The following is a 14,505-nucleotide window of genomic DNA, read 5'->3' on the forward strand; positions in this document are numbered from 1 at the left end:
GATTGGGCTCCAGAGAAAGCAGAAGGCGATGTATCCGGAAAGAAATTCATGAACTGGACCGATCTGCGGTTCCTCTTCAACCGCATTACCGGCCTCTCGAGGCGCGGGCTGGCGAGCCTGAGGACAAGGGGATTCAGTTCCACCTGGCGGCGGGTGAAAAACCAGTTCCTGCGTGTTCCGCAGGAACATCGCGCCGGCCTGTACTTTCCCGATTCCGGCCCATTCGCAACACTCGCCGTGCCGGCGCCATCATCCGGCAGTGCGCCGATGGCGAGCCTCGTGATTCCTGTGTTCAACCATTTCGGGCACACGCTCGCGTGCCTGCGTGCACTGGCAGCGCATCCGCCGCTCGCCTCCATCGAAATCATCTGCGTGGATGACGGTTCGTCCGACGAAACCGCGACGGCGCTGCCACAGGTCGCCGGCCTGCGATACCACCGTCGACCGGAGAACGGTGGCTTCATCGCCGCCTGCAACGACGGCCTCGCGCTGGCGCGGGGCGAGTACGTGATTTTCCTCAACAACGACACGGTGCCCCAGCCAGGCTGGCTGGACGTGTTGCTGAGCACGTTTGCTGCGCATCCCGGAACGGGCATCGTTGGTGCCGCGCTGCTCTATCCCGACGGCCGCCTGCAGGAAGCCGGTGGCGTGGTCTGGCGCGACGGCTCCGCGGACAAACTCGGACGCCTGCAGGCCGCGGACTCCTCGGCCTTCGCGCATGTTCGCCGCGTGGATTACGTATCCGGCGCCGCGCTCGCGATCCCGCGCGCACTATGCCTCTCGCTCGGCGGTTTCGATTCGCTGTACGCACCGGCCTTCTACGAGGACACCGACCTGGCCATGCGCGTGCGCGCGACCGGACTGCAGGTACTGGTGCAACCCGCATCGCATGTAGTGCACGTCGAAGGCGTGACGACCGGCACCGACGACCGCCATGGCGTGAAATCCGGTCAACCGATCAACCAGCGACGCTTTGCCGAGCGATGGAAGTCGGTGCTCCCTGCGCAGCCGCCGCATGCAACGAAGTCCGTTTCCGTCACCGACCACCATTACCGACAGACCGTACTGGTGGTGGATGCGCTGACGCCGCGACCGGATCGTGATTCGGGGTCCCTGCGCATGGTCAACCTCATGCGATTGCTGCACGACGAAGGCGCGCATGTGGTGTTCCTGCCTGCGAACCATGCCCGGGACGGGCAATACACGGAGGCACTGGGGCAGCTCGGCGTCGAAACGTGGTTTGAACCCTGGTCGGGCAGTACGCCAGGGTGGCTTCGCGAGCACGGCGACCGCTTTGATGCGGTAGTGCTCTCACGTCACTACGTCGCGCGCGACTTCCTGCCGCTCATCCGCAAACACGCGCGTCGCGCACGCGTCGTCTTCGACAGTGTCGACCTGCACTACCTGCGAGAGCGGCGTGGCGCCGAGGTATCCGGCAATGCGCGCGCGCAACGCGCGGCCGAACAGACCCGCGCGCTCGAACTCGACGTCATCCGCCGCAGCGATGTCACGCTGGTCGTGAGCGAGGTCGAGAAACGCCTGCTCGCGATCGATGCGCCGGACGCGACGGTGGAAGTGCTTTCCAACCTCCACCAGATCGCCGGGCCCGGGCTGCGGTTCGAGGAGCGGGACGACCTCGTCTTCGTCGGTGGCTTCCGCCATCCACCCAATGTCGATGCGGTGCACTGGTTCGCCTCGTCCGTGTTCCCACACATCCGCGAACGCCTGCCCGGCGTGCGCTTCCATTGCATCGGCGACGACGTGCCGGATGAAATCGCCGCGCTGGCCTCGCAGCCGGGCGTGATCGTGCACGGCCACGTGCCGGACATCGCGCCCTACATGGACGGCGCCCGCATCGCGGTGGCGCCGTTGCGCTTCGGTGCCGGGGTCAAGGGCAAGGTGAATCTCAGCATGGCGCACGGACAACCCGTGGTCGCCACGTCATGCGCGGTCGAAGGCATGCATCTTCGCGCCGGCGAGGACGTACTGGTGGCGGACGATGCAATGGCCTTTGCCGAAGCCGTCGTGCAGGCCTATCTCGACGAAACGCTGTGGCAGCGACTGGCGGAGAACGGGCTGCTCAATGTGGAGCGCCATTTCTCGCTGGAAGCCGGGCGCGACGTGGTCAGGCGGGTGTTGTTGGCCTGACTCCTGCGGTCGTCTATTGCCGACCCTGCTCCGCCGGTGCGAGCAGCGCAGTGCGCAGGCGTTCGGCAAGCGCATCGAGGCCTTCGGTCGCAGGATCGAGCGTCCGCGCGGCATCGAGCGCCGCCCGCGCGCCCTGCAGTTCTCCCGCGCCCAACCGCTGGTCGCCGAGTGCGAGCCAGCGGCGCGCCAGTTCGCGGCGGCTTTCGCGCACTGTCGCCGTGTCGCCTTCGAGCGCTCTGCGCGCATCGAGGCAGCCGCCGGCACGCACCAGGCGGTTTGCCCGAAGCGCATCGCTGAAGCAGTCCGCTGCAGCGGGCACGAGGCGCGCGGACGCGGCGTGCACGCGCGGATCATGCGGTGCGATCGCGCGCGCGGCGCGCAACTTGTCGAATGCACTGTCGCCCGGAGGCGTGAGCAGATCGCCACGCGCCTGGGCCCTGGTGGCATCCGCAAGCAGTTGCGCGACGCGCGTGCGCTGCGAAGCGGTCGGCGTGCTGGCGGTGGAGCTCTGGCGCTGCGATTGGCGAGCGCGTGCGAGATGCTCCTGCGCCTGGGCGATCGCAGGACTCTGTGCCGCGGACGAGCCCGCGATCGTGCGGGCCTGGCGCAATTCGGCTTCGGCTTCGCTGAAGCGGTAATCGGCGGCGTGGCGTTCGCTGCGACGCGCGTGCGCGGTTGCAACCGCCTGCACGCCGTTCAGTGCCTCGGCATCCTCCGGGTTGACCAGCAACGCGGCGCCGTAGTTTTCCAGCGCCTTCGTGAGTTGTCCGCGGCGCAATTCACGATCCCCCTGTTTGCGCTTGCTTTCGGCTGCGCGGGCGAGCGCGGCAAGCGCGTCGGGCAGCTCGACGTGGCCGGCATCCGCCTGCTGCACGCGGCGCACGACCACGCTCGCGCCCGCGAGATCGCCGGCATCCAGCCGCGTCGTGGCCTGTTGCAGAAGATCCGACAAGGTGTCTTCGCGGCCTTCAAGGGCCTGCGTGTTGCCGGGTTCGAGTTCGAGCACGCGCTGGTAAAGCGGAAGTGCGCCGTCGGCGCCTTCGAGCTTGCCGTTGCCACGCGCGGCAGCAGCGGTTTTCAGCAATTCATCGATACCGACCGATGCCGCTTCGTTGCGCCGCAACTGTTCGCGCAAGGTCTCGACCTGCGCACGCGGAACGGAAAGGTCTTCTGCAAGCTCCAGCGCCTCGTGCGCCTGTGGAAACCGGCGCCGCGATATCGCCGCGCGTGCCTGCGCGAGCGCCGCCTGTCCTACACGATCGAGCCCCGCGCGCGCATCGGTCCTGTCCGGATCCAGCGCCAGTGCCGCCGAATAGAGCTCCCGTGCACCGGTGCCATCGGCGGCGGTCAACCTGCCCTGCGCCAGCGCACGCGCAGCCCGTTCGTGCAGGCGCTCCGCGCGTGTCTGCGGCCAGAGCCAGTTGGACAGGGGCTGGCGCAATACCAGAAGAAGCATGAGGACAAGCAGGAGAGCGGTGAGGATCCAGCGCCAGTCCCACGAGAGCACGCGCTGCGTCACCGAGGTGCGCGGCGTGCGATCCGCCGGTTTGGCGAACCTGAGTTCATCGAAACGGCCCAGCGACGGCTCGCGCCGTTGCCTGCCCTGGGACTGCGTATCGGGTTCCTGCGACGTCATCGGCCCGAGGATACCGCCACGGCCATGAATTCCCGTTCGCGCCGGCGATCAGCTGCGCTGCGCGTGTTCGACACCGGCCAGGGCCGACAGCTTGCCCAGCAGCGTGGACAGCTGGCCGTAGTCGTTCACGCGCAGGCGCGCCCGCAGCCGCACGTGGGCGCCGTTGCGCTCCAGCTGGCTGCTGATGCTGGTGACATGCGCGTTCGCCTGCGCGATCACGTTGCTGACTTCCTTCAGCAGCCACTTGCGGTCCACCGCCAGTACTTCGACGTCGACTTCGTAACCCCCGCCCTTGCCGCCCCACTCCACCGGCAACACACGTTGCGGCTGCGCGGCGGCGAGGCGCAGGTACGAAGCGCAATCGGGCCGATGCACGGTGACTCCGCGACCACGCGTGAGATACCCGACGATCGGCTCGCCGGCGACCGGCTGGCAACAGCGCGCGAGCTGCACCAGCAGGTTGCCGACGCCTTCCACCGTGAATTCGGTGGTCCGGTTCGCGATCTTGCGCGGTGCCCGCGATACCTGGATCGTCGCGGAAGCCGGTTCCTCCGCGGCGCGCTCCAGCTCGAGCAGCGCGCGGCCGACCTGATGCGGCCCGACGTCACCCAGCGCCACCAGCACATGGAGGTCGCCATCGCTGTGCACGTTGAAGCGCTCGTGCACCGGCGCGAGATCCGCGCCCAGCACGCCGAGCCGGCGCAGTTCCTTGTCCAGCAGTTCCTTGCCTTCCTGTTCGTTGCGCGCGCGGTCGAGCTTGTGGAACCAGGTCCGCACCTTCTCGCGCGAGCGGCTCGACGCAAGGAAGCCGTTCGAAGCGATCAACCAGTCGCGACGGGGTTCCGCGTGCTTGCCGGTGAGGATTTCCACGCGGTCGCCCGTCTGCAGCTTGTGGTCCAGCGGCACGATGCGCCCGTCCACTTTCGCCCCACGACAACGATGCCCGACCTGCGTGTGCACGTGGTAAGCGAAGTCGAGCGGCGTTGCACCCGCGGGCAGGTCGATCACTTCCCCCTTCGGCGTCAGCACGTAAATGCGGTCTTCCACCAGCTCATTGTCGAATTCGCCGCTGAGCCCGCCCTCGCCTTCGCCATGCGCCTCCAGCAGCTTGCGCATCCAGGCGATCTTGCGATCGAAGGCCGCATCCGCGCTCTGGCTGCCGACTTCCTTGTACTTCCAGTGCGCGGCGACGCCCAGTTCGGCCTGGCGATGCATCTCGAAGGTGCGGATCTGCACTTCCAGCGTCTTCCCTTCCGGGCCGATCACGGCGGTATGCAGCGATCGATAGTCGTTTCGCTTCGGCCGCGCGATGTAATCGTCAAACTCGCTCGGGATCGGCGCCCACGTGGAATGCACGACGCCGAGCGCGGCGTAGCAGGACGCGATGTCGTCGACCAGCACGCGCACGGCGCGCAGGTCGTAAAGCTCGCTGATCGGCACGTCCTTGCGTCGCATCTTCTTCCAGATGCTGTAGATGTGCTTGGGACGACCGGCGACGTCGGCTTTCACGCCCTGTGTGGCCATCGCCTGCTGCAGCGTCTGCTTCACCGATTCGATGTAGCGTTCGCGATCGCCGCGCTTCTCGTCGAGCAGGCGCGCGATCTGCTTGTACGTGTCGGGTTCCAGGTAGCGGAACGCGAGGTCCTCGAGTTCCCACTTCAGCTGCCAGATGCCGAGGCGATTGGCCAGCGGCGCGTGGATGTCGCGGGTCAGCTCGGCGAGCGCGCGCTGTTCCGCCGCCGGCATCGATGCCGCGTGGCGCATGCGCGAAAGCTGGCGCGCGAGCAGGATCGGCACGACGCGCAGGTCGCGCACGATGGCGAGCAGCAATCGGCGCAGGCCTTCATTGCTGGCATGCGAACCACGCTCGGCATGCAGCGACCACACCTGCGACGCGGCATTCTGGCCTTCCAGGAGCGCGGCGACAGCGGGAAATTTCCTTTCGATGTCCCCGAGGCCGCCTTCGGGCGGCGGACAGTCGTGCAGCAGTGCCGCGGCAATGGTTTCACCGTCCGCGCCGAGCTTCGCCAGCGTGTCCAGCGTTGCTTCGATGAGCGCCTGCGCACTGCATGGAGCGGCTTCGGTGCCATACGCCGCCTGCAACGCGCGACGCAACGGCTCGGCGACGGCTGATGCGGACGGCGACGACAACAGTGCATCCAGGTTGGCAGGCGCGGCGTTCACGATGACTTGCGGGGGATTTGTGGGCCCGGTCTACACTAGCCCCCATCTGCCCGGAGGAACAGCCATGCCCATGACCCGCCCGCGTGCCATCTGGAATCCGCTCATGCTTTTGGCACTGCTCGGTTTCGCGTCCTTGGCATACGCACAGCCACCGATCGAAAAGCAGATGACGCCCGGGCAGTTCAAGGCGGCGGGTCTGGACAAATTATCGCCAACGGAACTCGCGAACCTCAATGCATGGCTGAACAACACGCTCGAGGTGGAGACCACCAAGGCGGCGACGCTGGCGAAGGAAAAGGTCGAAACCGAGAACCGCGGCTTTCTCAGCTTCGGCAAGTCCGATCCCATCGTTGCCAGGATCCCGGGCGAATTCCGTGGCTTCGCCAAGGGCCACCGATGGACGCTCGATAACGGCCAGGAGTGGGAACAGATCGACGACGCCTCGCTCGCCGGTGCGCGCAAGACCGGTCCGCAGGTAAGGATCACGCCGAGCCTGGTGGGCAATGCGTGGTACATGCAGGTGGAGGGTTACAACAAGCGCGCAAGCGTGCGGAGGACGAAGTAATGAAGGCTGGCATGCGCATCCTTGCGGCAGCGATTCTTTCTGCATGCGTCCTGGCAAGCGGCAGCGCCCTCGCGGAGCGTCCATATACCCCGATCGAGCAGCGGCTGTCGCCCGAGCAGATGCGTGCTACCGGCCTGGACCAGCTGCAACCCGGGCAGTTGTCGCTGCTGAACCAATTGCTCAGCAGCGAACAGGCAGACATCGCGGCACAAGGCGCACAAGCCGAACGTGAGCGCCGGAGCGAAGAAGCCAGGACGCCCGTCAGCAGCAGCCTCAAGGGCGAGTTCCGCGGGTGGCAGAGCGGCGCAGTATTGGAACTGGAAAACGGGCAACGCTGGCGCGTGGTGGACAGCGATTTCGTGACCAAGCGCCTTTCGAATCCCAAGGTCACGATCAGCCCGGGCCTCTTCGGCAGCTGGTACATGCTCGTCGAAGGCACCAGTGTCAAAGCCAAGGTCAAGCGCGTCGATCTTTGAAACTGCCGCACACCTTCTTTCACGAAACTGCAATCTGACGCCGGCATCCTGTGGAATCGACCGCGCCCGCGGTCGATCACGGCACCGGAGAAGCCCCATGTTGCGTCTCGCGCTCTGCGCTGTCCTCAGCGTCTCGATGCCGGCCCTGGCGCAATCGAGCCAGGCCGATGTTGAACAGCGTTTCACCCCAGCCGAGATGCACGAAGCCGGCCTCGATACGCTCTCGCCGGCACAGCTCGCCGCGTTGAACCGGTTGTTGCGCGAAAACGCCGTGCGCACCTCCTCCAGCGCATCCGCGCGGCCAATGGGCGAGCAAGCCGATCGCTTCTACATTGGCCTCGACGACAAGCCGATCCACAGCCGTGTGGCGGGAACCGTGGAGGGCTGGGATCCGGGCACCGTGTTCGTGCTGGAGAACGGCCAACGGTGGAAGGTGCTCAAGGGCGCAATGAAACTGCGCAAGCCGTTGCAGGCGCCGGAGATCGTGGTCGTACCCGGCATCGCCGGACGCTGGTTCCTGCAGGTGGACGAAGACATGCCGAAGGCGCGCGTCTACCGTATCGACTGACGCGCTTTCTGCTGTCGCTAGCGGCGCAACGTAGCCAGCCGTTGCGCCAGCTTCTTCGGCGACACACCCCCGCGCGCCCCCAGTTCCTGCGCGAACAGGGAAACCCGCAGCTCTTCGAGCTCCCAACGCAGCGCCTGCCATTCCGGCAGGTGGGCCTCGCCTTCTTCTTCGGCCTGTGCCAACGCATCGGTGAATGGCTTGATTTCGAGCATCCGCACCTGGTCGCGGGTGGGATCGCGCAACGCGCGTTCGCCTCGCAGTGACAGCGCCTTGAGATAGCGCGGGTATTCACGCAGCGCGTCGGCGGGCACGTCACGCAGGAAGCCTGGCGGCGTCAGTGCCTCCAGGTGCGCGCGCATGTCATCGAGGTTTCCGCTGGCCCAGCCCATCAGCGGCGACTCCAGCCTGGCGCGGACCTCCGCGACCGCGGCGAGAATGAGTTCAGCCTGGCGCAGGCGCTCCATCGCCTCCGCGAACAACTGCTTGGAAACCAGCTCGCGGCGCTCGTTGAAAGCAGCAGCATCACGGATGTTCTCCAGGCCGTCCCGGGTCAACGCATCGAAGGCGCCATCGACCAGGTCCACACGCAGCCGGTCGCCTTCCTTCAACGACGTGCCATCGGATATGCGCGTGCGCGGCGCAGCGGATTCGATCGCCGCATACAGCAACCCGGTTTTCGGCGACACCGGCAGCTGCTTGCGTGCCTGCTTCAGTTTGTCCGCAAGTGCGATTGCCAGCAGGCGGCACACGCCCTGCGGGTGCTCGTATTGCGCGACGTCGCGTTCGGCATGCACGCGCAGCGAGACGCTGTCGCCGTCGTCGTGCAATGCCGGATAGGCCGGCACGCCACCTGCGCCGGAGACCGTTGCCGGAATTGGCGTTTCAGGGAAAAGCGTCAGTCCACGCTGCGCCAATCCGTCGGCGGCCTTCGCGGCGAATGCCGCCGCTGCGCGCTCGCCGAAGCGGCGGCGCAGCTCGTCGAGGTCACGGGACTCTGCCAGCACCATGTGGTTGTCGCCGCCTTTTGACGGGACATCGAGCAGGCGCAGGTTCATGCGCAGGTGCGGCTCCAGCGAAGCCTCGTCGAAGTCGGTCGTGGCGATTTCCACACCAGTGAGCTTGCGCAGGAAGCGCGCGAGTTCGCCAGGCAGCGAATCCGCACCCGACTGCGGGTGGGCTTCGTGGAAGGCGCGCGCGAAATCCGGTGCCGGGACAAAGTTGCGCCGAAGCGTCTTGGGCAGCGACTTGATCAGCGCCGCCGCCTTGTCGGCGACGAAGCCCGGCGCCAGCCACGACAGCTGCGCGGGATCGAGCGCATTGAGCAGGTGCAACGGGACCGCGAGCGTCATGCCATCGTCGGGCGCCCCCGGCTCGAAGCGGTACTTCACCGCCAGTTTCGCGTTGCCGAGCGTGAGATAGGGCGGGAATCGTGCGGCCTCGGTCTCGCCACCGATCATCAGGTCGTCGAACGACCATTCCAGCTTCGCCTTCTCCTCCGCCGGCAACTTGTTGTACCAGGCGTCCAGCGCCTGCGCGTTGTGCACGTGCGGAGGCAGGCGGTCGAGATACCACTGCGCCATCCACTCTTCATCGACGACGAGACCTGCGCGACGCTGCTTGGCTTCCTCTTCCCGCGCCTTCGCCAGCGTGGCGAGATTGCGGGGAAGGAAGGCGCATCGCGTGTTGATCTCGCCGGTCACGAGCGCGTCGCGGGCGAAGATGACGCGGCTTTCCTCGGGGAACAGCGCGCCGTAATGCACCGGCCGCTTGGGCGCGAGCACGAGACCGAACAGGCTGATCTGCTCGCTGCCGACGACACGCCCCTGCGAGCGCGCCCAATGCGGGTCGTGATGGCGCCGCGCGAGCAGGTGCGGAAGTTCGTTGATGGCCCAGTCGGGCTCGATCGATGCATTGGTCAGCGCCCACACGCGTTCGGTGTCGAGCAGGGTCGCCGACAGCACCCACGGCGGGGGTTTCTTCGCCAGCGGCGAACCAGGGAACAGCTGGAATTTGCGCCCACGCGGACCGTCGTAGAAGCCCTTGTCGCCACGCTGGCCGATCTGCGTCGGCAGGCCGGTGATGAGGGCGCGATGCAGCACGGCGTACGACTTCGCATCGATCGCCAGATCCGTACCGCCTTTCGTCACAGGCATGGCGTGTGACTTGTTCTTCGATGCGACGTCACCGCGAACCGGAGATCCTTCGCCGCGTCCGGGATCGCGGCTCGAAGAACTCCAATCCATTTCGTCGCAAAGCAGCTTCAGCTGCCGGTGCAGTTCGCGCCATTCCCGCATGCGCAGGAAGCCGAGAAAGTGCTTCTCGCACCACGCGCGCAACTTCGACTGGGTGAGGTCCTCGTGCGCCGTCTGGTAGGCATCCCATAGCTTGAGGATGCCGACGAATTCCGAACGCGGATCGGCGAATTCCGCGTGCGCGTTGTCGGCAGCGGCACGTTGGTCCGCCGGACGCTCGCGTGGATCCTGGATGCCGAGGAACGAAGCGATCGCCACCATCTCGCGCAGGCAGCCGTGCGTATTCGCCGCGACCAGCATCCGCGCGAGCTTCACGTCGACCGGCAAGCGCGCCATCAGCTTGCCGGTCGGCGTCAGCATGCGTTTGTCATCGATCGCGCCGAGTTCGGCAAGCTGCTGCCAGCCATCGGCCACCGCGCGCGGATCCGGCGGCTCGAGGAACGGGAAATCCTCGATCCGGCCCAGGCCCAACGACAGCATGCGCAGGATCACGCCGGCCAGTGCGGCGCGGCGGATCTCCGGGTCGGTGTAGCGCGGCCGCGATTCGAAGTCGGCTTCCGAATACAGGCGGTAGCAGGTGCCCTCGGCGATGCGTCCGCAGCGGCCCTTGCGCTGGTCGGCGCTGGCCTGCGAGATGTCTTCGATATGCAGGCGATCCAGCTTGCCGCGCGGGTTGTAGCGCTTGACGCGCGCAAGCCCGGGGTCGACGACGTAGCGGATGCGCGGCACCGTCAACGACGTTTCGGCGACGTTGGTCGCCAGCACGATGCGGCGTTTCGGGCCCGGATTGAAGACGCGGTCCTGGTCGCGCACCGACAGTCGTGCATAGAGCGGCAGCACTTCGGATTCGCGGTACTTGCGCCGCTCCAGCGCCTGGTGCGCGTCGCGGATCTCGCGTTCGCCAGGGAGGAAGATCAGCACGTCGCCGCGCGGATCCTCGCGGGTGATCTCGTCGCATGCGCCGATGATGCCGTCGGTGATCGTGCGCTCACCGTCGTCTTCACCCTCGCCTTCGAGAGGCCGGTAGCGAACCGTCACCGGATAGCTGCGACCTTCGACATTCACCACCGGCGCGTTGTCGAAATGCGCGGAGAAGCGTTCGGTATCGATCGTCGCCGACGTCACGATGACCTTCAGATCATGCCGCTTCTTCAGCAGCTGCTTGAGGTAACCGAGCAGGAAATCGATATTGAGGCTGCGTTCGTGGGCCTCGTCGATCAGGATGGTGTCGTATTGCGACAACCAGCGGTCCGACTGGATTTCCGCGAGCAGGATGCCGTCGGTCATGAACTTCACCGCGGTCTGTTCGCCCACGTTTTCGGTGAAGCGGACCTGGTAGCCGACCGCGTTGCCCAGCGGCGTATTCAATTCCTCGGCGACACGGCGGGCGACGGCGCGCGCGGCGATACGGCGCGGCTGGGTGCAACCGATCATGCCCGCGGCGCCACGCCCTGCCGCCAGGCAGAGCTTCGGAATCTGGGTGGTCTTGCCCGATCCGGTTTCGCCCGCGATCACGACCACCGGATGCTTGCGGATCAGTTCAACGATGCGTTCGGCCTCGCCCGCGATCGGCAGCGAGGGTTCGACCGGCGCGTGCGGAAGCGAACCGACGCGCGCTTCGCGTTGGCCAACCGAAGCGGCCAGCGCCTGCGCGAACGCGGCCTGCGCCTTGTCATCGGCGGGCTTCGCGCTCCAGCGCGACCAGAGGCCATGCAGGCGGCCGCGATCGCGGCTCAACGCCCCATCGATCGCGCGACGCGCCTGGCGCAATTCGGCGTCAGGCGACGAATCGGCGGCAGGCCCGTGCCGTGGCTTGCCATCGCGCCGTAACGCGGCTTTAGCATTTGCGTCGATAGGGTTCATTGATCAGGGCGAAAGAAACAATCCACTTCACACGGTCCGCGTGCCGGCCTATTGTCGCCGCAAGCGTCCAAACACAGGGAGAATTCGCATGGCCAAGAACAAACCGTCGAACAAGCCGTCGAAATCGGGGCCGTCCAGGACCAGCGCTTCCAAGGGCATGGAGACAAAATCCGTCGAGACCCCGACCGGCAATGCGCCGGACATCGATATCGGGATCAGCGGCGGCGATCGCAAGAAGATCGCGGAGGGACTGGCGCGCTTCCTTTCTGACAGCTTCACGCTGTACCTGAAGACCCATAACTTCCACTGGAACGTCACCGGGTCGATGTTCAACACCCTGCATACGATGTTCGAGGGCCAGTACAACGAGCAGTGGATGGCGCTCGACGAAACCGCCGAGCGCATGCGTGCGCTGGGCTTCAATGCACCGGGTTCGTATGCCGAATTCATCCGCCTGACCTCGATTCCCGAGGAGCCGGGCCTGAGCGACACGGCCGACTGGCGCGAAATGGTCCGCCAGCTCGTGGTCGGCAACGAAGCCGTCGCGCGCACCGCGCGCAAGGTGCTGAAGACCGCGGACGATGCCGGCGACGATCCGACCGTGGACCTGATGACGCAGCGGCTCCAGGTGCATGAGAAGAATGCGTGGATGCTGCGGTCGCTGCTGCAGTAATCCTTCGCTTCTTCCGATCGAACAAGCCCCGCAGCCGCGGGGTTTGTTCTTTCCGGTCTCCAATTCGGAAGAATCCGAGCACGTCAAGGTGATTTTTCTGCTGGGCCGATGCTCCATGCCCGCTAAAATGACGGCATGTCCGACACCGCCCTCGACCTGCTCCGCCGCATCTTCGGCCACCATGAATTCCGTGGCGACCAGGCGCGGATCGTCGAACAGATCGCCAGTGGCGGGGACGCGCTGGTGCTCATGCCCACTGGCGGCGGCAAGTCGCTGTGCTACCAGTTGCCTGCCCTGCTGCGCGATGGCTGCGGCATCGTGGTATCGCCGCTGATCGCACTGATGCAGGACCAGGTGGAGGCCCTGCGCCAACTCGGCGTGCAGGCGGCGTACCTGAACTCCTCGCTCGATGCGACCGAAGCCGGCTCGGTCGAGCGCCAGCTGCTCGCCGGCGAACTCGACCTCCTCTACGTCGCGCCCGAACGCCTGCTGACGCCGCGATTCCTGTCCCTGCTCGATCGTGCGCGCATCGCCCTGTTCGCGATCGACGAAGCGCACTGCGTGTCGCAGTGGGGCCACGATTTCCGCAAGGAATACCGCGAGCTCACCATCCTGCACGAGCGCTGGCCCGACGTTCCGCGCATCGCGCTCACCGCCACGGCGGATGAGCCCACGCGGCACGAAATCGCCGAGCGCCTGTCGCTGGAGGATGCCGAGCGCTTCGTCAGCTCGTTCGACCGGCCCAACATCCGCTACCGCGTCGTGCAGAAAGACAACGCGGTGCGGCAGCTGCGCGACTTCCTGCTCGCCCACCGCGACCAGAGCGGAATCGTCTATGCGTTCTCGCGCAAGCGCGTCGACAGCATCGCCGAGCAACTGCGCGAACTCGGCTTCAACGCCCTCCCCTACCACGCGGGCATGGACGCGGCTTCGCGCGCCGCCAACCAGCGCCGCTTCCTGCAGGAAGACGGCGTCGTGATGGTGGCGACGATCGCCTTCGGCATGGGCATCGACAAGCCGGACGTGCGTTTCGTCGCGCACGTCGACCTGCCCAAGTCGGTCGAAGGCTATTACCAGGAAACCGGACGCGCCGGCCGCGATGGCGAGCCCGCCGAAGCATGGCTCTGCTACGGCCTCGGCGACACCATCAACCTGCGCCAGCTGATCCAGCAGTCCGACGCGGGCGAAGAACGCAAACGGCTCGAACTGCGCAAGCTCGATGCGCTGCTCGGATATTGCGAATCGACGGCGTGCCGGCGCCAGTCGCTGCTGGGCTGGTTCGGCGAAGCGCACCCTGGTGCCTGCGGCAATTGCGACAACTGCCTGGAGCCGCCGCAAAGCTGGGACGGGACGATCGCCGCGCGCAAGGCGTTGTCATGCGTGTATCGCAGCGGCCAGCGTTTCGGCGCAGCTCATGTCATCGACGTCCTTCGCGGCGTCGCGAGCGAGCGCGTGCAGCAGCTGCGGCACGATGGGCTCAGCACCTGGGCGATCGGCAATGACCTCGACGAGCGCCAGTGGCGAAGCGTATTCCGCCAGCTGGTCGCCAATGGCCTGCTCGAAGCCGATGCGCACGGCGCGTTGCATCTCACGGACGCCGCCGGCCCGGTATTGCGCGGCGAACGTAGCCTGCACTTCCGCGTCGAACAGCCGAAGCAACCGCGACGCAAGCGCGATCGCGCGGCTTCCGGCACCGACCAGGAATTCGATCTCGCACCCGAAGCGCTCATACGCTTCAACGCCCTGCGTACCTGGCGCGCGACTACCGCGCGCGAGCAGAACGTGCCTGCCTACGTGATCTTCCACGACAGCACGTTGCGCGCGATCGCGACGAATGCACCGGAAGACATGGACGAACTCGCCCGCATTCCCGGCATCGGCGCGAGCAAGCTGGACCGCTACGGGGAAGACGTGCTGCAGCAATTGTTCGACGCTGCGTAGTCCGCAGGCGCGACACATGCGGAACAAGAAGGTTGTGTGGAAATGGTGGGTCGTGTCGGAATCGAACCGACGACCAGCGGATTAAAAGTCCGATGCTCTACCGACTGAGCTAACGACCCACAGCTTGGAACCAGGCGCTTTGCCATGCCCAGCCTTGCGCCGGGGTGCGCATTCTAGCGCAGGCCTGCGGTGTCCTGCA

General features: G+C 66.3%; 9 protein-coding genes and 1 tRNA gene. 6 read left to right on the forward strand and 4 right to left on the reverse strand.

Features of this window, described 5'->3' with window-relative positions; translation table 11 throughout:
* The first annotated feature begins 48 nt into the window (after positions 1 to 48).
* Complete coding sequence (locus ASD14_RS13175) at positions 49 to 2,148, forward strand: glycosyltransferase (RefSeq protein WP_056134663.1); 2,100 nt, start codon at positions 49 to 51, stop codon at positions 2,146 to 2,148.
* Positions 2,149 to 2,161: 13 nt separating this feature from the next.
* Here ASD14_RS13175 and ASD14_RS13180 read toward each other — a convergent pair whose 3' ends face one another.
* Together ASD14_RS13180 and ASD14_RS13185 are read right to left on the reverse strand one after the other, a co-directional pair.
* Entirely contained in the window at positions 2,162 to 3,784 is a 1,623-nt protein-coding gene (locus ASD14_RS13180; RefSeq protein WP_056134665.1) for a hypothetical protein, read from the reverse strand.
* Positions 3,785 to 3,832: 48 nt separating this feature from the next.
* On the reverse strand, positions 3,833 to 5,971 hold the full coding sequence (locus ASD14_RS13185; protein WP_056134668.1) for a bifunctional (p)ppGpp synthetase/guanosine-3',5'-bis(diphosphate) 3'-pyrophosphohydrolase: 2,139 nt from the start codon (positions 5,969 to 5,971) through the stop codon (positions 3,833 to 3,835).
* A 61-nt stretch (positions 5,972 to 6,032) separates the two neighbouring features.
* Here ASD14_RS13185 and ASD14_RS13190 point away from each other — a divergent pair, with 61 nt between their 5' ends.
* The 3 genes from ASD14_RS13190 (at position 6,033) to ASD14_RS16550 (ending at position 7,577) form a co-directional block, all read left to right on the forward strand.
* A complete protein-coding gene (locus tag ASD14_RS13190; protein WP_200947069.1) occupies positions 6,033 to 6,533 on the forward strand; it encodes a hypothetical protein in 501 nt (166 codons plus the stop codon).
* The gene (locus ASD14_RS13195; protein ID WP_056134673.1) at positions 6,533 to 7,009 is read left to right on the forward strand and encodes a hypothetical protein; all 477 of its coding nucleotides are present in this window, start codon (positions 6,533 to 6,535) and stop codon (positions 7,007 to 7,009) included. The genes ASD14_RS13190 and ASD14_RS13195 overlap by 1 nt, the downstream gene beginning before the upstream one ends.
* 97 nt (positions 7,010 to 7,106) lie before the next feature.
* On the forward strand, positions 7,107 to 7,577 hold the full coding sequence (locus tag ASD14_RS16550; protein ID WP_056134676.1) for a hypothetical protein: 471 nt from the start codon (positions 7,107 to 7,109) through the stop codon (positions 7,575 to 7,577).
* A gap of 17 nt (positions 7,578 to 7,594) precedes the next feature.
* On the opposite strand, the gene hrpA is transcribed toward ASD14_RS16550, so the two are convergent.
* Entirely contained in the window at positions 7,595 to 11,692 is a 4,098-nt protein-coding gene (gene hrpA, locus ASD14_RS13205; RefSeq protein WP_082538990.1) for an ATP-dependent RNA helicase HrpA, read from the reverse strand.
* Between the two features lie 157 nt (positions 11,693 to 11,849).
* Here hrpA and ASD14_RS13210 point away from each other — a divergent pair, with 157 nt between their 5' ends.
* Positions 11,850 to 12,365 carry a Dps family protein gene (locus tag ASD14_RS13210; protein WP_235565420.1) on the forward strand — a complete coding sequence of 172 codons (516 nt, stop codon included), beginning with the start codon at positions 11,850 to 11,852 and terminating at the stop codon, positions 12,363 to 12,365.
* 135 nt (positions 12,366 to 12,500) lie between these two features.
* On the forward strand, positions 12,501 to 14,306 hold the full coding sequence (gene recQ / locus ASD14_RS13215; protein ID WP_056134685.1) for a DNA helicase RecQ: 1,806 nt from the start codon (positions 12,501 to 12,503) through the stop codon (positions 14,304 to 14,306).
* Positions 14,307 to 14,349: 43 nt separating this feature from the next.
* Here recQ and ASD14_RS13220 read toward each other — a convergent pair.
* Positions 14,350 to 14,425 (reverse strand) — tRNA-Lys (locus ASD14_RS13220).
* Between the last annotated feature and the right edge of the window lie 80 nt (positions 14,426 to 14,505).

The organism is Lysobacter sp. Root494 (assembly GCF_001427225.1).
GTDB lineage: Bacteria > Pseudomonadota > Gammaproteobacteria > Xanthomonadales > Xanthomonadaceae > Agrilutibacter.